Here is an 18,034-nt window from a genome sequence, read left to right on the forward strand (position 1 = left end):
GTGGACCCTTCGCTTGGGGTAAGGATGGGAGGACACCTCCAGGCAACGAAGGGTACGACGATGTCCGACCGCACGCGGCAACCGACCAGCCACGAGCGGATGTCGGGCCGGCCGTGGGATGCGTCGTACCAGGACGGCCCGGCGCCGTGGGACGCTGGTCAGCGTCGAGCCGCGCAGGATCGGGACGCGGATGCACGAGAACGGGGCTCCGGGCTGGCCCGCGACAGTCAGGCGAAACTGAGCATGATCAGGCGGGAGCAGGCCGTCGCCTATCGGTTGCACGTCAACCACCTGGTCGATCGGTTGCCGACGGGATCGCACGAGCAGGCGGCGTACGTCGGTCTACAGGACACCGCGCCCCGGGACGCGCTGCTCGGGCTGCATGCGCGGATGGCGGGGTGCGTGCCGTCGGACTGGGAGCATCCGACGTTGATCCAGACGTACAGTCCGCGGGCGGCGGTGTATGTGCTGCCGGTGCGTGATTTCGGGGTGTTCACGCTGGGGCGGTTGCCGCTCGACGCGGACGCAGTACGGCGGATCGACCTACTCGCGGACCGGCTGTGCGCGAGGCTGGACGGGGGTGAGCGGCGCGGCGGAATGGGGCATGAGCTACGTGAGGCGTGTGCGAGCGGGCGGATCGCGGTGCGGTGGGACACGAGCTCGTTGTGGGCGCGAGAGGTGCCGCGGCCGGCGATCGACGTCGCCGCGGCTCGGGTGGAGCTGTGTCGGCGGCATGTTCGTTGCTTCGGGCCCACAACGCCGAAGGCGTTCTCGTGGTGGTCCGGGTTGTCGCCGGCCGACGCCCGCACCGTCTGGGACTTGCTGGCTGACGAGTTGGTCGAGGTCGACTTCGACGGCGTTGCCGGGTGGATTCTTCGGGCGGACGAGGAGTCGTTGCGATCGGCAACGTCGCCGCGTGGGGTTCGGTTGCTGGTGGCATCGGATCTACGGTTGTTCGGGCGGGATCACGGCGGCCGGTTCGTGGGCCCCGGTCTGCGGGAGCTGACGCCGGTCGCGGATTCCTTTCATCCGAACGGATTGCTGGTCGACGGACGGATCGTCGGCGCGTGGGGGCGGAAGGGCGGGCGGGTCAGCGTGGTGCTGGCCGAGAAGCTGGGGGCGGCGCAGTACGAGGCTGTGGAGGCGGAGGTCGCGAGTATGCCGGTGCGTGATCCGCAGCTGTCAATCAGCTGAGGGGAGCGCGTCGAGGGGCTTGCGGTTGCTGCGGAAGTTGGCGCGGAGGAGGCCGACGTTCACCTCGGGAAGGTGGAGTTCGATCAGGTCGTAGGTTTCTTCGACGAGGTCTTGCAGTAGTTGGGCGCCTTCGGGCGCGGGGCGGTTGAAGACGGCTCGGATACGGGCGGCCAATGATGGTGGCGCCAACGACAGGTCGAGGTTGTCGAGGCGTTTGAACGCGGACGGATGGCCGCAGTACATGCCGTTGAGGGCGTGCAGGACGGTCAGCAGCTGGCTCGCGATACGCATGAACTCGCGGGCGAGCAGAAGCGGGTTGTCGCGGTCGACGAGCATCTGCCAGCGCCAGAACTGCTCGATGTTCCCGTCCCGCCGTACGACGGCGATCGCGAGCTCCCGGGGATAGGTCCGCGCGCGCTCCTGCCAGCGGGCGACAACGTCGGCACGCCGGCCGCGGACGTCGCGACCGTCCACGACGCCCTTGATCGCGTCCAGGCTGGGTCCGTCGGGGCGGTGGTCGGTGAGTACGTCGTCCAGCATGTCTTCGGCGGCAGAGGTCAACGTGTGCACGACCTCGACCATCAGACCGTCGGGTCGCGCGGCGCCGAGGTAGATGTGGTCGTACCAAGGCGGCGAGCCCTCATTCACCGTCCGGATATCCGCTGCTCGCGCAGCATCAGCCACCGCCACCCGCTCAGCCAGCGTGGGTCGCCGCTCCCAGAACACCCCGACCTCGACGTCCGACCACCGATCCGCATCGCCGCGTGCGGTCGACCCACTCACCATCACTGCGTCAACTCCATCGGCTGCCGCAAACGCCTCCACCACGGGGCCCACAGCTTCACGCCGCCACCGAGCCGCCTCCGTCGCCCCAGAGCCACCGCCGCTTGGTCGGTTCATCACGGCAGTAGATCACGCAGTCGGCCGACCGATCGGCGACAATCACTCCATGCCAGCCCTCTCGACCTGCCCCTGCGGTCAAGACGCGCCGTACGCCGCCTGCTGCGGCCCGCTCCACCGCGGCGAGACAACCGCGTCCACCGCAGAGCAGCTGATGCGCTCCCGCTACACCGCCTTCGTGATGCACAACGCGCCGTACCTGCAGCAGACGTGGTCGCTGACCACCCGCCCGGCCCACATCGACTTCGACACCACCCGGGAGTGGACCGGCCTGCAGATCATCGGAACCACCGGCGGCAGCCCCTTCCACTCCGACGGCACCGTCGAGTTCCGCGCCCACTACACCGCCGCCGGCACCCCCGGCATACAACAAGAAAACAGCACCTTCACCCGCGAAGCCGGCCACTGGGTCTACGTCGCAGCTCTCTGAACTGACCGAGCCGCCAGACCCGCAGATGGGGTACCCATCGCCCGACGCTGACCGTCCTCCGCCTGACCGACGACGAACTGATCTACCTACATCTGATCGGAAGCACCCGAATACCTCGAGCGGACATCGCCTTCGCAAAGTTCGACTACAAACCACCGAAATGACCGCAACTGAGCTCTCTGGCGGCCCCCCAACCCCCGACAGCGCCGCATACCAAATCACCCACTGGGCCAAAGCCTCCCAGCCACCTACAGCCCCGCGGAGCTGACCCTCAAGGCAGGGTGACGGGTGTACGTCGGGGCATGACGGGTCGATAATTGCCCGGGTCGGCGCTGGGGGCGGTGCCGCGAGGGGGGAACATCATGGGGATCAGTCATCGCTGGTTGGGATCGAAGCTGTTGGTCGCAGCCGGATTGCTCGTTGGTTGCGCGGGGTGTGTCATCAACGCGCCATCGGCGTCACCGAGCAAGGTTGAGGCGCCACAGAGCACTTCTCAGGCGCCGACACCCAGAGTGCTGGTGACATCGCCGCCGCCGAGAGACAGTCCAACCAGCCCGGCACCGGCACGTCGTGCTCTGACGGGCCCTGGGACGTACACGTTCTCGTACCACGGTGCGGTGGGCACGATCCAGGTACCCGCGAACATCAAGGACCCCCGGCTGGAGCCGTACGGCGACTACCGGCGGGCCGCCAACGCGCGACCCATCACGTACCTGATCGCGCAGGTGGACAATCAGTCGGACGACACGATCAACATGTACGAGGTCGTGGTCGTCACCAACGACGGGAAACAGATCGAGGCAACGTCGATCAGCAACTACGTTGACACCTGGCGAGATTCGTTCGCAGGCGATGCCATGAAGTACAACCAAGGGATCGAGTTGTCGAACTCGAGCAACTTCTATTTGCTTCCAGGTGCGAAGGGAACTGCGTTTCTCGGTGCCGAGCAGCCGATCACGACTGTCAAACGAGTCTTCGTCTACCCGGCCGGTGCCTTTGATCGCGTCGAGGCCGAGAGGATCCGGTAGACCGGACTGAGCTACCGGATGGCTCGGGTTGCGGTGCGGCCGGCGCTGGTCAGTAGGGTGCCTATTGCTACTCCTACGGCGAGGTTGATGACGGCGGTGGCGATCTTTGAGGAGGTTTCGCCGCCGGCGACGAAGGGGGCGGCTGCGGCTGCGACGGTGGCCAGGGCGATGATCCAGCCGAAGAACTCGAACGGGCGTGGGGTGGACGCCAGGAGCAGGTGGAGCAGGCCTGTGGCGACGAGGGCTGCCAAGGCGCAGAACAGGGCGTACGTCATCGTGTCGGCGTCGCCCCAGGTGCCCTCGCCCTCGGGGGCGAGGACCGGGATGTCGAACACGCCGCGGGCGAGCAGGATGCCGACGACCGCTATCAGGGCCGTCACCACGGCGGTTGCGGCGCCGGCCGACCAGAGTCGGGCGGCCGCGATCGGTGGCGCACCGCCTTGCGGGGGTTGAGGCGTCATTCCCCGAGCCTGACCGGAGATCGCGGCGAATTCATCACCCCATCCGGTTGAGTCGGCGCTCGGGCGTCCTAGGTGCGGGGCGCGCTGGGCGGGGGCACTCATCCGGATGGGGTGAGGTGCCCGAGCGGCCGCCGGGACACCATCCAGGGGTGATCTGTCGCCGGCTCGGTGGCGGCCCACCGCACGAGAGGAGACGGCAGGATGGCTGCGAAAAGGGCTGGGCGGCGATGACCGGCGTCGTCGTGTTCGCCGGCGCGCTGCTCATGATGACCGGTCTGGTGAACGTCTTCGAGGGGTTCATCGCGCTGTTCTCGGACGAGCGCCTGGTGATCACCCGGGAGAACCTGATCATCGTCGACGTGACCGCCTGGGGATGGCTGATCCTGATCTTCGGCCTTCTCCTGATCGGGGTCGGCGCCTGTCTGCTGATGGCACAGACGTGGGCAAGGATCGCCGCGATCGTGCTCGTCTGTCTGCACGCTGTCACGCAGGTCGCCTGGCTCGGCGCCTATCCGGTCTGGGGGTTGTTGATGATCGCGCTGGACGTGCTCGTGCTGTTCGCGCTCACCGCCCGGTGGAGCGGAGTACGCGACGCGCTTGGCGATTCGGGCGGAACCCAATGGAGCGGCCAGGAGGCGGCCGATCTCACCGCCGCCGAGCGACGCAGGCCGCCGCTCAGTTGACCGTGGGAGCCGTCCCGAACGAGACGGCTCCCGTCAGTTCACTCCGCGACCTGGTACGTCGGGGTGACGATGGCCCGCGCCAGCGTGTGGAAGGCCAGGTTGAACCCGACTACGGCCGGGGACGCGTCGGAGTCCACGTCGAGTGCCTCCACGTCGATGGCGTGTACGACGAAGTAGTAGCGGTGGATCTGGTCGCCCGCGGGCGGGGCCGCGCCGCCGAAGTTCTTCGCGCCGAAGTCGTTGCGGACGTGGAAGGCGCCGTTGTCGAGGCGCTCCGGGGCGCCCGCGCCGGCCGGGAGCTCGGTGACGGTCGCGGGGAGGTTGACCAGGACCCAGTGCCAGAAACCGGAGACGACCGGCGCGTCCGGGTCGTAGCAGGTGACGACGAAGGCCTTGGTCTCCGCCGGGAACCCGGACCAGCTGAGCTGCGGCGACTTGTTCCCACCCGCGAACGCGTGGTCGTCGGACAGCGGCTGACCGTCGGCGACATCGGTGCTGGTGACGGTGAACGAGCCCGTCTTGGGGAGCAGTTCGTACGGGTCCGGGGCGACGGGACGATCGAGCGACATCTGTGATCCTCCGAGAGGTGCGACGTGTGGTGATTCCGACATTACTGTCCACATCCCGCCGACCCACCCCAGGGCACCCGATCGGAGATGCGAAGATCGAGCCGGTACGGCGTGGCCCAGGAACTGATGGAGGATTCAGTGGACGGCGTGGTGGACGAGTATCTGGAGCGGATCGCTCCCGCGGACGCGGCGGCGATGCGGGCGGCCGAGGAGCGGCACGCGCAGCTGACGAAGCCGGCCGGGTCGCTCGGCGTACTCGAGGAGCTGTCCGTGCGGGTGGCCGGGATGACCGGGACCTGCCCGCCGCAGGTGCCGCAGCCCGCCGTGGTGACGGTGTTTGCGGCGGATCACGGCGTACACGCTCAGAATGTCTCGCCGTGGCCGCAGGAGGTGACCGCCGCGATGCTGGCGAACTTCGCCGCCGGCGGTGCCGCCGTGAACGCGTTCGCGGCGAACAACCGGGTCGACGTACGGGTCGTGGACGTCGGCGTGGCGACGCCGGTGGAGCAGTTGGACATCGTCCACGCGAAGGTCCGCCCGGGCACCCGCGACCTGTCCCAGACCGACGCGCTCACCGAGGACGAGGCCCGCGCGGCGATCGCCGTCGGGTTCGAGCTCGCGGACAAGCTGATCCAGGACGGGTACCGCTGCCTGCTGACCGGCGACATGGGCATCGCCAACACGACCGCCTCCGCCGCCCTGATCGCGACCTTCACCGGCGCGACCGCGGACGCCGTCACCGGCCGCGGGACCGGCATCGACGACGCGGCGCTCGCCCACAAGACCTCCGTCGTACGGGCGGCCCTCGCGCTCCACGACGTAGCGGCGTCCGACCCGCTCAAGGCGCTCCAGGCGTACGGCGGTCTCGAGCACGCCGCGCTGACCGGATACATCCTCGGGGCCGCGGCCAACCGCACGCCCGTGATCCTCGACGGCGTGATCGCCGGTGCGGCCGCGCTCGTGGCGCAGGCGTTCCACCCGGCCGTCATCGACTACTGCGTCGCCGGCCATCGGTCCGCCGAGCCCGGTCACGCGGTCGCGCTGAAGAAGCTCGGCCTGCAGCCGCTCGTGGACCTCGATCTCCGGCTCGGTGAGGGGACCGGCGCGGTGCTCGCGTACCCGATCCTGACCTGCGCCGTGCGCGCGCTCGCCGAGATGGCAACCTTCGAGGACGCGGGGATCGGTCAGTGACGCATCAGTACCTGTCCGGTCTCGTCCTCGACGGGCGGCGCGTGGTCGTCGTCGGCGGAGGCGGGGTCGCGCAGCGCCGGCTCCCGCGGTTGCTCGAGTCCGGTGCTCGGATCGACCTGATCTCGCCGTCGATCACACCGACCATCGAGGGCCTGCTCGGTAACCCGTCGCTGACGTGGATCGAGCGCGGGTTCGAGGACGGTGATCTCGACGGCGCCTGGTACGTCGTGGTGGCTACGGATGATGCCTCGGTCAACGATCGGGTGTCGGCCGAGGCTGAGGAGCGGCGGATCTTCTGTGTGCGTTCCGACGACCGTTCCCGGGCGACCGCGTGGACGCCGGCGTCGGGGCAGCACGACAACGTGACGATCGGCGTACTGGGCGGGGGCGATCACCGGAAGTCGGCCGCCGTACGGGACGCGATTCTCGAGGGGCTGCGGACAGGTGAGTTGGCTGCGCGGGACGTGGATCGGCGACCAGGGGTGTACCTGGTCGGTGGCGGACCGGGGGATCCGGATCTGATCACGGTGCGCGGGCGGCGGTTGCTGGCCGAGGCTGATGTGGTGGTGGCGGATCGCTTGGCGCCGCAGCCGTTGCTGGACGAGTTGCATCCCGATGTCGAGCTGTTCGACGCGGCGAAGTTGCCGCGCGGGCGGGCGGCGCAGCAGGAGGAGATCAACCGGATCCTGGTTGAGCGCGGGCGCGCCGGGAAGGTCGTCGTACGGCTCAAGGGTGGGGATCCGTACGTGTTCGGCCGGGGTTTTGAGGAAGCGCTGGCGTGTGCTGAGGCCGGGGTGCCGTGGACGGTAGTGCCGGGGATCACCAGCTCGATCTCGGTGCCGGCGGTGTCGGGGATCCCGGTGACGCATCGCGGGGTGACGCACGAGTTCACGGTGGTTTCGGGGCATATTCCGCCGTCACACCCCGACTCGTTGGTCAACTGGGATGCGCTGGCGCAGCTGCACGGGACGCTGGTGTTGCTGATGGCGGTGGAGAACCTGCCGGCGATCGCCGAGCGGTTGGTTGCCGGGGGCAAGCCTGCGGAGACGCCGGCGGCGGCGATCGCGGACGGGACGCTCCCGGGTCAGCGGATGGTGACATCCGATCTGGCGGGGATCGCTCAGGCGATGAAGGACGAGGGCGTCGGCGCTCCGGCGATTGTTGTCATCGGCAACGTGGTTGATGTGGCTGCGCAAGCACGATGAGTCAATTGGTCGAGATCCAGGACGCGGCGGATCCGCGGCTGGCTGACTATGTGCAGTTGCGTGAGGTCAATCTGCGGCGGTTGCTCGAAGAAGAGCATGGCTTGTTCATTGCCGAGGGCGCCAAAGTCATCCGGCGGGCCGCGGAGACCGGGTACGAACCACGGTCCTTCCTGCTCGCCCCACGTTGGCTGGACTCATTGCAGGACGTGCTCGACAAATGGCCGGACACACCTGTGTACGTCGTGTCGGAGGAGCTGGCCGAGCAGGTCACCGGGTTCCACGTCCACCGCGGCGCGCTCGCGTCGTACAAGCGTCGCGCGGCTGTCCAGCTAACAGATCTGCTGACCGACGACGTACGCCGGATCGCAATCTTCGACGATATCGTTGACCACACCAACGTAGGCGCCGGCTTCCGGGCCGCGGCCGCGCTCGGCGTCGGTCTCGTCCTGGTGACGCCGACCTGCGCCGACCCGCTCTACCGCCGCTCGATCAAGGTCTCGATGGGAACCGTCTTCCAGGTCCCCTGGACGCGCCTGCAGAACTGGCCCGGCGACCTGCGACTCCTCCAGCAGAACGGGTACGTCGCCGCCGCGATGGCGCTCGCCGACGACTCGATCACGCTCGACGAGCTGGCCGACCGCAAGGACGACAAGCTCGCGCTGATCTTCGGCACCGAGGGCCACGGCCTCAAGCCGCACGTGCTCGAACAGGCAGACCTGACCGTACGCATCCCGATGGCAGGCGGCGTCGACTCCCTCAACGTGGCATCCTCAGCTGCAGTAGCGTTCTACGCCACTCGTTGAGGGGGAGCCATGCGTACGACGGAACGCCTGGTACTGCGCCCGTTCCGCGACACGGACCTGGACCCGTGGGCCGCCCTCAACGCGGACCCGCAGGTCACGCAGTACCTCGGAGGCCCGCTGAGCCGGGCCGAGTGCGACCGGGACGCGGCCGGGATCAACGAGCTGTACGCGGCCCAGGGGTACGGGTTCCTCGCCGTCGAGCGTCGTACGGACGGTGTCTTTCTCGGCGCCTGCGGTCTGTCGAAGGAGCAGTGGTACCCGGACGATCTCGAGATCGGCTGGCGGCTGGCCCGCGAGTACTGGGGCCACGGCTACGCGAGTGAGGCCGCGGCCTCCTGGATCGAGCACGGGTTCACGGTGCTCGACCTGCCGCGCATTATTGCCGTGACCGACACCCCGAACGTCCGTAGCATCGCGGTCATGCGCCGGCTCGGGATGAGCTTCGACCACGAGGCGGTGCTGACGGAGGACGGCGTACCGTTCGACGCCACCATCTACGCGCTGACGGCGGAGGCATGGCGAACAAGCAGAAGGTAGTGCTCGTCGCCGGGATGCAGGCGGCCGGGAAGTCCACGATCGCACCGTTGCTCGCGGCAAGGATGGGTCCGCCCGCGGCGACCCTCGACGGCGACGTGTTCTACCGCGGCGTCGTCGCCGGCGCGGAGATCATGACCCCGGAGCCGTCAGCTGAGGCGGTCCGTCAGTTGGAGCTGCGGTACGACGCGAGCGCTCTCGTAGCGCAGCACTACGCCGATGCCGGATTCGACTTCGTCTGCAGCGACATCGTCCTGGGGGAGCACGTCGAGCGATGGTTCTCGCGGCTGCGGGGTGTCGACCCGTACCTGGTCGTACTCGTGCCGTCGGTCGAGTCGATCGTCGAGCGGGAGATCGGGCGTGGCGGCAACAATTCGTACCGGGACTGGGGGTCCTCGTTGGAGGACGGCGTACGCGCGCTGATGGCGAGCCTCGACGAGACTCCGCGCCGGGGTCTGTGGCTCGACACCACCGGGCAGACCCCGGCCCAGACCGTCGACGAGATCGATCTGGAGAAGGCCCGCTGGTAGATCAGGTGGCGGGGGTGTCCTCGTGGTCGTCCTCGTGCTCGATCATCGGGGAGACCGGCCAGTCGGACGGGTAGTCCGGGGCGAACTCCTCGGCCTCCGCGAACAGACGCTTCTTGTACTTGCGCGACAGCCGGTCGCCGAACACCATGCCCTGGGTGTGGTCGGTCTCGTGCTGCAGGCAGCGGGCCAGCAGACCATTGCCCTCGAAGCTGACCGGCTCGCCGTGCTCGTCGACGCCGGTGACCTTCGCGAAGTCCGGGCGGGCGCACTTGGTGAACGCTCCGGGCAGCGACAGGCAGCCTTCGTCGCCCTCGTCCAGATTGCGGTCCTTGCCCTCCGGAACCTCGACCGTCGGGTTGCACACGACGCCCTGCACCCGGTTGCCGTCCTTGTCGGGGCAGTCGAACACGAAGACCTGCAGGTCGACACCGACCTGGTTCGCGGCCAGGCCGACACCCTCGGCCGCGTTCATCGTCGCGACCATGTCGGCGATCAGCGTCTGCAGCTCGTCCCCGAAGTCGGTGACGGGCTTGTTGACCCGGTGCATGACATCCTCACCCCAGCGGGTGATAGGCCGCACCGAACCGTTCCCAGGCAACGTAGACATGCCGGAAATCTTAGGCCATCGCTGCCGCGCGGACTGCCGGGTGGCCGCGCTCGGCGACCACCCGGCAACAGGCGTTACTTGGCGTTGACCTCGTCGCGCCAGGTGACCCACTCGCGGAGCAGGCCGAGGTCGTAGTCGGGACCGCCGGCGTGCACGGTGAACAGCCGGGTGCCGACGTCGAGCAGCTGCTTGCCGGTCTCCTCCGGACGCTTGTCGCCGACGGCGACCGAACGCTCGATCTCGCCCGGGTCGCGCCCGATCGTCTTGCAGTGCTCGTCGAGGACGGCGTGCTTGTGCGCGATCGTCTCGGCGTCGCCGAAGCCGTGCCAGATGTTCGCGTGCTGCGCCACCAGCTTGAGCGTCTTCTTCTCGCCGCCGCCACCGATCAGCACCGGGATGTCGCGGGTCGGCTTCGGGTTGAGCTTGGTCCAGCGCTGCTCGATCCGCGGCAGCGCCTCGCCGAGGGCGTCCAGCCGGCCGCCCGCCGTACCGAATTCGTAGCCGTACTCGTCGTAGTCCTTCTCGAACCAGCCGGAGCCGATGCCGAAGATCAGCCGGCCGTCGCTGATGTGATCGACCGTGCGCGCCATGTCGGCGAGCAGGTCGGGGTTGCGGTAGGAGTTGCAGGTGACCAGGGCGCCGATCTCGACCCGCTCGGTCGCCTCGGCCCAGGCAGCCAGCATGGTCCAGCACTCGAAGTGCAGACCCTCGGGCTCACCGCTGAGCGGGTAGAAGTGGTCCCAGTTGAACACCACGTCGACGCCGATCTCCTCGGCCGCGGCGACGGTACGCCGGATGTCGGCGTACTGGGCGTGCTGGGGCTGGACCTGCAGACCGATCCGTACCGGGAAGGCGCCGTACGGACGGTCGGTGGACTCGGAAGCTGTCATGGTGAAGATCCTATCCGCCGTTACGGAGGACCCTCCGGATAGGTCCAGAACGAGGAGGTACGACGGATGCCGGACGAGAGTGACGTCGACGAGTTCGCGCGGCTGTTCACGCGGTTCCTGGAGCGGATGCAGGCCGGCGGGCAGCGGACCACTCGCGAGAGCCTGCGGGACCGGCTCCGGGAGCATCTCGGCGTGGACCCCGAGCAGGTGCCGGTGGTGTCGTCGAGCTTCCCGCCGTACGACCTGCCGAACGTGCAGCGGGCGATCGAGGCGTGGTTCGACTCGTTCGAGGTGCTCGGGCTGGCGGGGTCGAACCGGGGCCATCACTCGCTGGGGGAGCTGCTGGAGCTGTCGGAGTACGACCGGTTCGGGATCGGGGCGGTGGACTACCAGCGGCTGCAGATCGACGTCGACGAGGAGATGGACTGCGTCGCGTTCGGGTTCTACCTCGGGGTGCAGGGCGAGGACCGGTTCGTGGCGCTGTTGCGGGCGGCGAATCCGCAGTACGGGCGTTCGAGCGTGGATCTCGAGATCCTTGCGGTGGAGAAGGCTGCCGGCGATCGGTTTCTGGGGGCGTTGCCGGGGTTGATCCGGGAGCACAACGTGTTCCGGGGCAAGGTGGTGTCGTTCGAGGGGCACGAGTTCGGGCAGGGCGTCGGGCCGTTCCGGTTGCATCCGCGGCCGGGGATCACGCGGGCGGACGTCGTACTGCCGGAGGGCGTGCTCGAGCGGATCGAGCGGGAGGTCGTCGGGATCGCGGCGCATCGGGAGACGCTGCTGGCGGCGGATCAGCACCTGCGGCGGGGTGTGCTGCTGTACGGGCCGCCCGGGACCGGGAAGACCCATACCATACGGTATGTCCTGTCGCAGTTGCCGGAGTTCACGGTCGTGCTGCTGGCGGGGACGAGCATTCATTTCATCTCGCAGGCGTGTGCGCTGGCTCGGATGCTGCAGCCGGCGCTCGTCGTACTCGAGGACTGCGATCTGGTGGCGGAGGCGCGGGACTACTCGCACGGCTCCGAGAATCCGCTGCTGTTCCAGGTGCTGAACGAGATGGACGGGTTGGCGCAAGACGCGGATGTGGCGTTCCTGCTGACCACGAACCGGGCGGATCTGCTGGAGCCGGCACTGATGCAGCGGCCTGGGCGGGTGGATATGGCTGTCGAGGTGCCGCTGCCGGATGCCGACGGGCGCGGGCGGTTGCTGAGGCTCTACGGGCCTGGGCTCAATCTCTCGCCCGAGGTGGTCGACGAGGTGGTGCAGCAGACGGAGGGCACGACCGCGTCCTTCATGAAGGAGCTGGTACGACGGACGGTGCTGCTTGCGGCGGAGGCGGGGGAGACGCCGTCGGCGGATCACCTCCGGGCCGCGGTCGCGGAGCTGCTGTCGTCCCGCGACACCCTCACCCGCCGCCTACTCGGCGCAACGGGCGGCAAGCCGCACGACAACCACACCGGGCCCGGCGCGGCGCCCGGCACGGCGCCCGGCACGGCGCCCGGCACGGGGGCAGGATCGGGGGCGGCAGCGGGATCCGCAGCGGGACCGGTGCCTGGGCTCGCCGGCTCGGGCGCCGAGCCGGGGGTGGCTCCGCCCGGAGCAGGCGCTGGGTTCGTGGCTCAGCCGGGGCCGATGCCTGGGGTGTACAAGGGGCTTATCGGGTGAAGTAGGTCGCGAGGTGGTTGAGCATGGTGGCGACGCCGGGCTTGATCGGACCTTCCTGCTCGTCCGTGAGGCCGACGCTGCGGTAGTCGAGCTGGGTCTTCCCGTCAGGCAGCCCTGACAGGTCGACGGTGATCTCCTCGGCGGGCTCGTCGAAGTACAGGACCAGGTGGTTCGGCAGGTCCAGCTCGCCGTACCGGAGCGTGAACGGGACCTCGACATCACCCTCGCCGACGAAGACGGCCGAGATCAGTCCGCCCGGACGGACGTCGAGCGTGACCCGGTCGGACGGCGTGGTGAAGCCTTCGGCGAGGAACCAGGCTGCGAACGGCTCAGCCTCGGTGAACGCGCGGACGACCTCGGCGGGCGGGGCGTCGACGACCTGCTGCAACGTGAACATGATCAGAACCTCCAGGTTTGGATGACTCGATCACTGTGCCTGGAGGCGTTTACGGTTTGCTTTCGGTCGGCAGCCGGTCGGCGTAAACCTCGGCCCAGTCGCCCAGCGCGCGGATCGGCACCAGCAGGTCCTTGCCCGCGGTCGTCAGCGAGTACTCGACCCGCGGCGGCGCCTCGGCGTACCGCTGGCGTTCGACCAGGCCGTTGTGTTCGAGGCGGCGGAGGGTCCCGGTGAGGACCTTCTGGCTGATGCCGCCGATCTGCCGACGCAGATCACCGGGACGGGCGGCGCCGTACGAGAGCGAATACAGCACGACCATCGGCCACCGCCCGCTGATCAGCTCGGCGGCGACCCGCGCCTGACAGTCGGAGAAGAATCTCGGCTCCACCCGACCATTGTGCGTCGGTCGATGCACACCGGATGGTGCGTATCGGCTGGGCTGTGTCTGAGGGCATCACCGCAGCCAGAACAAGACGATGCTGGCCATGACGACGCCTGCGCCATAGTGAGGGCGTGTGGAGGTGGGGTTGTCCGCTGGTGTTGGGGTTCTGGGTTGGTACGGGAGCGAATAACCCCCAACGCGCGAGGGCATCCGCTGGTGGTGGCGGGGATGTGCCAGTTGTGGCCACAACGTTCTTGATGAGGCACTGGAACACGTCAGCGCTCACACAACCCGCCGGCGAGGAGGTTGCGGAACCCCGAGCCACGACCACCGGTATTGCCTTCGTCGGCACCCACTCGGCTAGAAGTTGCCTCAAGCAACATCTACAGGCCAAGCGGCTGTGGATAACTGGAATCCCTTGAATACAAGGGCTTGTGGGTTTGAGAACTGTCGGTGGGGGTGTATATCGTCAGTGGCATGGACCTTCTGGACGAGCGGCCGGCGTGGTCGATGAGTGGCGGCGAACTGCTGGCCGCTCTCGACGCCGTGGATGCCGATATCGCCCGGAAGGAGATCTATCGGCTGCAACTTGTCGCACGCATCGACGAGACCGGCTATGCCGAGGAGCTCGGAGCCCGGGACGCCGTCGAGCTGCTGACCCTCCGGCACCGCCAGAACCGTCGCGGCGCCTACCGTGACGTCAAGCTCGCGCGGGCCCTGCCGAAGTACCGTGATGTCTCCGCCGCGCTGGTTGAGGGCACTCCAGCTCCGGGCCTTGCCGACGCGGGACCTGCCGACCGCGGGTGGTTGTTGCGTCCGGCGCAGGCCGCGGCGATCGTGTCCGCCCTGGAGCGGGTGCGCTCGAGGGTGCCGGTCGAAGACCTCGATGTCGCGGAGAAGCAGTTGGTGGGCCTGGCCGCGCACCTTTCGCCAGACGAGCTCCGCGCGACCGCCAAGCAGATCTGTGACCTACTGGACTCTGACGGCCCCGAGCCGGATGAACACAAGGCCTACGCCCGAGAGTCCTTGACACTGGCTCCTGCGGAGAACAGAGTGAAGTTTCGCGGCTACCTCGCCAACGAGAACGCCGAACTCCTCCGAAGCCTGATCCACGCCGGCGCCCGCCCCCACAAGACAATCGACGGCGAGCTCGACCCCCGTCCACGCGACAAGCGCCAGGCCGACGCCCTCAGCAGCGCTTTGACCATCGCCGCAGCTGCCACCGACGCGGGCTGCCAAACCCGCCCGGCAAACGACCCTCCGTCAACGCGGGATGCCGGTGCCCCGGCCGCCGACGCCGGCAAGGATGGATGGACACCTGGTTTCGGGGCGAAGGCGAACATCACCGTCACCATCGACTTCCACGACCTCAGGGCCGCGACCGCCAACGCCACCGGCCAACTCGTGTACGGCGATGGACTGTCCGCGGCGACCATCCGTCGGCTGGCCTGTGACGCAAGGATCCTCCCGCTCGTGCTCGGCTCGAACTCCGAGCCGCTCGACGTCGGCCGGTCGGAGCGACTGGTCACCCGGGCGATGCGCCGCGCCTTGAACGCCCGCGACAAGGGCTGTGTGGTCTGCGGCGCTCCGCCGATCATGTGCGACGCCCACCATGTGAAGTCCTGGATCGAGGGCGGCGAGACCAACATCGAGAACCTCGCTCTGCTCTGTCGCCGACACCACACCGACCTCCACAACGGCCACTGGACCATCACCATCACAGCAGGTGTAGTCGACGTGAGCCGCCCCGCCTGGGCCGACGCACCGCCCAACGCCGCACGACCTGGTTTCCCATCGGATGCAATACGGCCTGGTTCCCGGTCCGGTCCAGCGCACGCGCCATCCGACCCACTCGCGCCTGCACTGCCCCACTCGACAAGCAGTTGGCCGGAGCGGCCGGAGCGCAATGCAACGACGACACCGCCTGAGCCGACGACGACTGCGTCGGTCCGGGAGGCGACGTACCGCGCCATCTGGGGTGAGGACCCCACGCCCCAGACCGAGCCGCCGACCTCGGGTCGGATCACGTCCTCCTGCGACCAGCGGTTTGATCCATGGGCCGAGACCCCGACCGCGCCCACCGGCAGCCCACGATCAAGCATTCCAGTCCGCAACGAACGAGCAGACACGCCCTAGTCGAGACAGAACTCGTTGCCCTCGATGTCTTGCATGTTCTGGCACGACTCGTTGACGCCGTCGTAGCGCAGCAGCTGCCCGCGTACCGCGCCGAGGGCTTCCAGCCGGACGCATTCGGCCTCGAGGACTGCCAGCCGTTCCTCACGCACGAGGCCGGTGCCGACCCGTACGTCGAGATGCACCCGGTTCTTCACGACCTTGCCCTCGGGGACGCGCTGGAAGAACAACCGCGGGCCGACACCGGTCGGATCGACACAGGCGAATGCCGCACCCTGATTCTCAGCCGGGAGCGATTGGTCGAACTCGGTCCAGCTCTCGAAACCCTTCGGCGGCGGCGGTACGACGTACCCGAGCACCTCGCACCAGAAGCGAGCGACGCGCTCCGGATCGGCGCAATCGAAGGTGACCTGGAACTGCTTCACGGACGACATCCGCCCAGCATAGACACCGGAAGGTGCGCATCGGACTGTCTACGTTCGTACCCATGCGAATAGGAACACTGGGCAACGGACTCATGGCCGAGGCGCTCGCCGGCCAGTGGGTCAAGGCCGGCCACGAGGTCATGATCGGCGGCCGCGATCGCGACCGCGCCGTGGAGGCGGCCAAGCGGATCGCCGCCGCGGGTGGGTCGCGGGTGGAGGCGGGGTCGTTGGTGGAGGCGGCGGAGTACGGGGAGGTGGTGTTGCTTGCGGTGCCGGCTGAGGTTGCGGTGGAGGTGGCGGGCTTGGTGGCGGCGGGACGGACGGTGATTGATTGCACGAATGCCTTGGATCACAGGGATTTCACGCTCGCGCAGCCGGCGACGGCCGAGGCGATCGCGCGGGCTGTTCCGGGGGTGAATGTCGTGAAGGCGTTCAACCTCGCGGCGGACGCGGTCTGGCGCAATCCGCCGAGCGGGCTCGGGGTGCCGATCTGTGGTGACGAAGCGGTGGACGTGGTCGCCGGGTTGGTGCGGGACATCGGGGGCGTGCCGGTCGCGGCGGGCGGGCTGGTGCGCGCAAAGTTGCTGGAGGCAACGGCTGCGCTGGCGATCGGGATCTGGGTCGGCGGGGGAGATGTGCGCGGGATGTTCCCGTCGCTAGGCGACGCTTTCGGCGCGGTCCTGCCGGGCGAGTCGTAGGCTCCAGGCCGGGAACAGCAGGTACGTCCCGGCCCAGCTGGCGCCGGCCACGAAGGTCCACACCGGCGCGGTGTCCAGGTCGTCGATCCCCAGGAAGATGCCCGGTACGCCGATGAGCCCGAGCAACATCACCACCCCCGCAACCAGCCCCGTCCGACCCACCTGACGGGCGCTTCCAACCAGCCAGACCCCGATGAGCGCGAACCCCGCGCTCGACCACAAACCGGCGAGGTAGTACCCGGTGATGCCGCTCATTACCAGCACCGTGCCCACGATCGTCAGCACGGTCCCGACCGCGGCAACCCCCACCAACACCCTGGATGGATGGACAAGCCAGGCCAAGACGAGGCTGAGGATGCCGAGCGCCGCGTTGCCGACGTCGTTGATGCTGCCGAAGGGCTCGCCAGTGGCGTAGAAGATGAGCAGGCAGGCGCAGGTGGTGAAGCCCACGATGCTGTGGGCCGTCGCCACCGCTCTAGTGCTCACCCTTGGATGATCGCGCGAAAAGCAGGTTCAGGTCAGCCTGTGGGATCTGGTCGGCGGCGAACGTGATCGTGCCCTTCGTCGCCAGCTCCTCCGCGCTCCGGCGGACGAACCCGAGCGCGGCCCGGGCGATGCTGCCGCCCAGGCTGATCCGCGTCACCCCGACGCCCTGCAGATCGGCGACGGTCAGCGTCGACGTACCGAGGCCGATCACCACGTTCAGCGGCCCGTCGATCTCCTGCACCAGCAGGCGGATCGCGTCCAGATCGTTCACGCCCGGAACGTACAGACAGTCGGCGCCCGCCGCACGGAAACGGTTGGCGCGATCGATCGAGTCCGCCAGCGACGTCGGCGTACGCAGCAACTGCCCGTCCGTCCGCGCCGTCAGCACGAACTCGGACCCCGCGGCCTCCCGCGCCGCGACGATCCGCTCGACTGCGAGCTCGACGTCGTACAGCTCCCGCCCGTCGTAGTCCTCGATGTTCCCGCCCGCCAGCCCGGCCTCGCGGGCCAGCGTGATCGTGTCCGCGACCCGCGCCGGCTCAGCGCCGTACCCGTCCTCGAGATCCCCGTTCACCGGTACGGCGCTCGCCGCCGCGATCTCCCGGACCCGCTCGAACATCGCCTCCCGCGACACCGCCGGCGCGCCGTCGGGCAACGTGTGATCGCCCTTCGCCATCGAGAACGCGATCCCCGCACTGGTCGTCGCGATCGCCGGAAAGCCAGCAGCCGCAAGGATCACCGCACTCCCGGCATCCCAGGCATTCGGCATCACGAAACGATCGGCATGCAACTCGCGGAAAGTCATGCCCCGAGTCTGTCACCCCGA

At 68.5% G+C, this 18,034-nt stretch carries 22 protein-coding genes; 12 read left to right on the forward strand and 10 right to left on the reverse strand.

Annotated features, from left to right (window positions below):
* Positions 1-60: 60 nt before the first annotated feature.
* Positions 61-1,194 (forward strand): DNA glycosylase AlkZ-like family protein, encoded by a 1,134-nt coding sequence (locus tag FDA38_RS16530; RefSeq protein ID WP_137255503.1) that lies wholly within the window; start codon positions 61-63, stop codon positions 1,192-1,194.
* On the opposite strand, the gene FDA38_RS16535 is transcribed toward FDA38_RS16530, so the two are convergent.
* On the reverse strand, positions 1,183-1,980 hold the full coding sequence (locus FDA38_RS16535; RefSeq protein ID WP_137254902.1) for a hypothetical protein: 798 nt from the start codon (positions 1,978-1,980) through the stop codon (positions 1,183-1,185). The two genes, FDA38_RS16530 and FDA38_RS16535, sit on opposite strands and share 12 nt — an antisense overlap.
* Before the next feature lie 163 nt (positions 1,981-2,143).
* On the opposite strand from FDA38_RS16535, the gene FDA38_RS16540 reads away from it, so the two are divergent.
* On the forward strand, positions 2,144-2,524 hold the full coding sequence (locus tag FDA38_RS16540; RefSeq protein ID WP_137254903.1) for a YchJ family protein: 381 nt from the start codon (positions 2,144-2,146) through the stop codon (positions 2,522-2,524).
* A 617-nt stretch (positions 2,525-3,141) separates the two neighbouring features.
* On the forward strand, positions 3,142-3,552 hold the full coding sequence (locus FDA38_RS16545; protein ID WP_137254904.1) for a hypothetical protein: 411 nt from the start codon (positions 3,142-3,144) through the stop codon (positions 3,550-3,552).
* A gap of 11 nt (positions 3,553-3,563) precedes the next feature.
* Here FDA38_RS16545 and FDA38_RS16550 read toward each other — a convergent pair whose 3' ends face one another.
* A complete protein-coding gene (locus tag FDA38_RS16550) occupies positions 3,564-4,013 on the reverse strand; it encodes a DUF6069 family protein (protein WP_137254905.1) in 450 nt (149 codons plus the stop codon).
* A gap of 227 nt (positions 4,014-4,240) precedes the next feature.
* Here FDA38_RS16550 and FDA38_RS16555 point away from each other — a divergent pair, with 227 nt between their 5' ends.
* Positions 4,241-4,696: a DUF7144 family membrane protein gene (locus FDA38_RS16555; RefSeq protein WP_137254906.1), complete on the forward strand. Its 456-nt coding sequence runs from the start codon at positions 4,241-4,243 to the stop codon at positions 4,694-4,696.
* A 38-nt stretch (positions 4,697-4,734) separates the two neighbouring features.
* Here FDA38_RS16555 and FDA38_RS16560 read toward each other — a convergent pair whose 3' ends face one another.
* Complete coding sequence (locus tag FDA38_RS16560; RefSeq protein WP_137254907.1) at positions 4,735-5,265, reverse strand: YbhB/YbcL family Raf kinase inhibitor-like protein; 531 nt, start codon at positions 5,263-5,265, stop codon at positions 4,735-4,737.
* An 87-nt stretch (positions 5,266-5,352) separates the two neighbouring features.
* Here FDA38_RS16560 and cobT point away from each other — a divergent pair, with 87 nt between their 5' ends.
* Genes cobT through FDA38_RS16585 form a run of 5 tightly spaced genes read left to right on the forward strand, consistent with a single transcriptional unit; the run spans position 5,353 to position 9,528 of the window.
* Complete coding sequence (cobT, locus tag FDA38_RS16565) at positions 5,353-6,456, forward strand: nicotinate-nucleotide--dimethylbenzimidazole phosphoribosyltransferase (RefSeq protein ID WP_233714758.1); 1,104 nt, start codon at positions 5,353-5,355, stop codon at positions 6,454-6,456.
* Positions 6,453-7,661, forward strand: coding sequence for a uroporphyrinogen-III C-methyltransferase (cobA, locus tag FDA38_RS16570; protein ID WP_137254908.1), 1,209 nt, complete (start codon positions 6,453-6,455; stop codon positions 7,659-7,661). Before cobT ends, cobA begins: the two co-directional genes overlap by 4 nt.
* Positions 7,658-8,464 (forward strand): TrmH family RNA methyltransferase, encoded by an 807-nt coding sequence (locus tag FDA38_RS16575; protein WP_137254909.1) that lies wholly within the window; start codon positions 7,658-7,660, stop codon positions 8,462-8,464. Before cobA ends, FDA38_RS16575 begins: the two co-directional genes overlap by 4 nt.
* A 9-nt stretch (positions 8,465-8,473) precedes the next feature.
* Positions 8,474-9,001: a GNAT family N-acetyltransferase gene (locus tag FDA38_RS16580; protein WP_137254910.1), complete on the forward strand. Its 528-nt coding sequence runs from the start codon at positions 8,474-8,476 to the stop codon at positions 8,999-9,001.
* Entirely contained in the window at positions 8,980-9,528 is a 549-nt protein-coding gene (locus tag FDA38_RS16585; protein WP_137254911.1) for an AAA family ATPase, read from the forward strand. The genes FDA38_RS16580 and FDA38_RS16585 overlap by 22 nt, the downstream gene beginning before the upstream one ends.
* 1 nt (position 9,529) lies before the next feature.
* On the opposite strand, the gene def is transcribed toward FDA38_RS16585, so the two are convergent.
* Positions 9,530-10,135, reverse strand: coding sequence for a peptide deformylase (gene def / locus FDA38_RS16590; protein WP_137254912.1), 606 nt, complete (start codon positions 10,133-10,135; stop codon positions 9,530-9,532).
* Positions 10,136-10,209: 74 nt separating this feature from the next.
* On the reverse strand, positions 10,210-11,025 hold the full coding sequence (locus tag FDA38_RS16595; protein WP_137254913.1) for an LLM class F420-dependent oxidoreductase: 816 nt from the start codon (positions 11,023-11,025) through the stop codon (positions 10,210-10,212).
* A gap of 66 nt (positions 11,026-11,091) precedes the next feature.
* Here FDA38_RS16595 and FDA38_RS16600 point away from each other — a divergent pair, with 66 nt between their 5' ends.
* Positions 11,092-12,687: an AAA family ATPase gene (locus tag FDA38_RS16600; protein WP_137254914.1), complete on the forward strand. Its 1,596-nt coding sequence runs from the start codon at positions 11,092-11,094 to the stop codon at positions 12,685-12,687.
* Here FDA38_RS16600 and FDA38_RS16605 read toward each other — a convergent pair.
* Together FDA38_RS16605 and FDA38_RS16610 are read right to left on the reverse strand one after the other, a co-directional pair.
* Positions 12,677-13,084, reverse strand: coding sequence for an SRPBCC family protein (locus FDA38_RS16605; protein WP_137254915.1), 408 nt, complete (start codon positions 13,082-13,084; stop codon positions 12,677-12,679). The two genes, FDA38_RS16600 and FDA38_RS16605, sit on opposite strands and share 11 nt — an antisense overlap.
* A 49-nt stretch (positions 13,085-13,133) precedes the next feature.
* A complete protein-coding gene (locus FDA38_RS16610) occupies positions 13,134-13,472 on the reverse strand; it encodes a winged helix-turn-helix transcriptional regulator (RefSeq protein ID WP_233714759.1) in 339 nt (112 codons plus the stop codon).
* A gap of 471 nt (positions 13,473-13,943) precedes the next feature.
* Between FDA38_RS16610 and FDA38_RS16615 the strand changes: the two genes are divergently transcribed.
* The gene (locus FDA38_RS16615; RefSeq protein WP_137254916.1) at positions 13,944-15,602 is read left to right on the forward strand and encodes an HNH endonuclease signature motif containing protein; all 1,659 of its coding nucleotides are present in this window, start codon (positions 13,944-13,946) and stop codon (positions 15,600-15,602) included.
* Here the strand turns inward: FDA38_RS16615 and FDA38_RS16620 are convergent.
* Positions 15,599-16,033, reverse strand: a complete 435-nt coding sequence (locus FDA38_RS16620; protein ID WP_137254917.1) for a VOC family protein — start codon at positions 16,031-16,033, stop codon at positions 15,599-15,601. The genes FDA38_RS16615 and FDA38_RS16620 overlap by 4 nt on opposite strands.
* Before the next feature lie 53 nt (positions 16,034-16,086).
* On the opposite strand from FDA38_RS16620, the gene FDA38_RS16625 reads away from it, so the two are divergent.
* Positions 16,087-16,722 (forward strand): NADPH-dependent F420 reductase, encoded by a 636-nt coding sequence (locus FDA38_RS16625; RefSeq protein WP_137254918.1) that lies wholly within the window; start codon positions 16,087-16,089, stop codon positions 16,720-16,722.
* Here FDA38_RS16625 and FDA38_RS16630 read toward each other — a convergent pair.
* Positions 16,681-17,208 (reverse strand): hypothetical protein, encoded by a 528-nt coding sequence (locus tag FDA38_RS16630; RefSeq protein ID WP_137254919.1) that lies wholly within the window; start codon positions 17,206-17,208, stop codon positions 16,681-16,683. The genes FDA38_RS16625 and FDA38_RS16630 overlap by 42 nt on opposite strands.
* Complete coding sequence (locus FDA38_RS16635; protein WP_137254920.1) at positions 17,198-18,013, reverse strand: isocitrate lyase/PEP mutase family protein; 816 nt, start codon at positions 18,011-18,013, stop codon at positions 17,198-17,200. The genes FDA38_RS16630 and FDA38_RS16635 overlap by 11 nt, the downstream gene beginning before the upstream one ends.
* Positions 18,014-18,034 lie beyond the last annotated feature (21 nt).

It is taken from the genome of Kribbella jiaozuonensis, assembly GCF_005233875.1.
Lineage (GTDB): Bacteria > Actinomycetota > Actinomycetes > Propionibacteriales > Kribbellaceae > Kribbella > Kribbella jiaozuonensis.

Coding starts and splice junctions, on each gene's coding strand:
- FDA38_RS16530 (WP_137255503.1), top strand. CDS start 61: ATGTCCGACCGCACGCGGCAACCGACCAGCCACGAGCGGATGTCGGGC.
- FDA38_RS16535 (WP_137254902.1), bottom strand. CDS start 1,980: ATGGTGAGTGGGTCGACCGCACGCGGCGATGCGGATCGGTGGTCGGAC.
- FDA38_RS16540 (WP_137254903.1), top strand. CDS start 2,144: ATGCCAGCCCTCTCGACCTGCCCCTGCGGTCAAGACGCGCCGTACGCC.
- FDA38_RS16550 (WP_137254905.1), bottom strand. CDS start 4,013: ATGACGCCTCAACCCCCGCAAGGCGGTGCGCCACCGATCGCGGCCGCC.
- FDA38_RS16555 (WP_137254906.1), top strand. CDS start 4,241: ATGACCGGCGTCGTCGTGTTCGCCGGCGCGCTGCTCATGATGACCGGT.
- FDA38_RS16560 (WP_137254907.1), bottom strand. CDS start 5,265: ATGTCGCTCGATCGTCCCGTCGCCCCGGACCCGTACGAACTGCTCCCC.
- cobT (WP_233714758.1), top strand. CDS start 5,353: ATGCGAAGATCGAGCCGGTACGGCGTGGCCCAGGAACTGATGGAGGAT.
- FDA38_RS16575 (WP_137254909.1), top strand. CDS start 7,658: ATGAGTCAATTGGTCGAGATCCAGGACGCGGCGGATCCGCGGCTGGCT.
- FDA38_RS16580 (WP_137254910.1), top strand. CDS start 8,474: ATGCGTACGACGGAACGCCTGGTACTGCGCCCGTTCCGCGACACGGAC.
- FDA38_RS16585 (WP_137254911.1), top strand. CDS start 8,980: ATGGCGAACAAGCAGAAGGTAGTGCTCGTCGCCGGGATGCAGGCGGCC.
- def (WP_137254912.1), bottom strand. CDS start 10,135: ATGTCTACGTTGCCTGGGAACGGTTCGGTGCGGCCTATCACCCGCTGG.
- FDA38_RS16595 (WP_137254913.1), bottom strand. CDS start 11,025: ATGACAGCTTCCGAGTCCACCGACCGTCCGTACGGCGCCTTCCCGGTA.
- FDA38_RS16600 (WP_137254914.1), top strand. CDS start 11,092: ATGCCGGACGAGAGTGACGTCGACGAGTTCGCGCGGCTGTTCACGCGG.
- FDA38_RS16605 (WP_137254915.1), bottom strand. CDS start 13,084: ATGTTCACGTTGCAGCAGGTCGTCGACGCCCCGCCCGCCGAGGTCGTC.
- FDA38_RS16615 (WP_137254916.1), top strand. CDS start 13,944: ATGGACCTTCTGGACGAGCGGCCGGCGTGGTCGATGAGTGGCGGCGAA.
- FDA38_RS16620 (WP_137254917.1), bottom strand. CDS start 16,033: ATGTCGTCCGTGAAGCAGTTCCAGGTCACCTTCGATTGCGCCGATCCG.
- FDA38_RS16625 (WP_137254918.1), top strand. CDS start 16,087: ATGCGAATAGGAACACTGGGCAACGGACTCATGGCCGAGGCGCTCGCC.
- FDA38_RS16635 (WP_137254920.1), bottom strand. CDS start 18,013: ATGACTTTCCGCGAGTTGCATGCCGATCGTTTCGTGATGCCGAATGCC.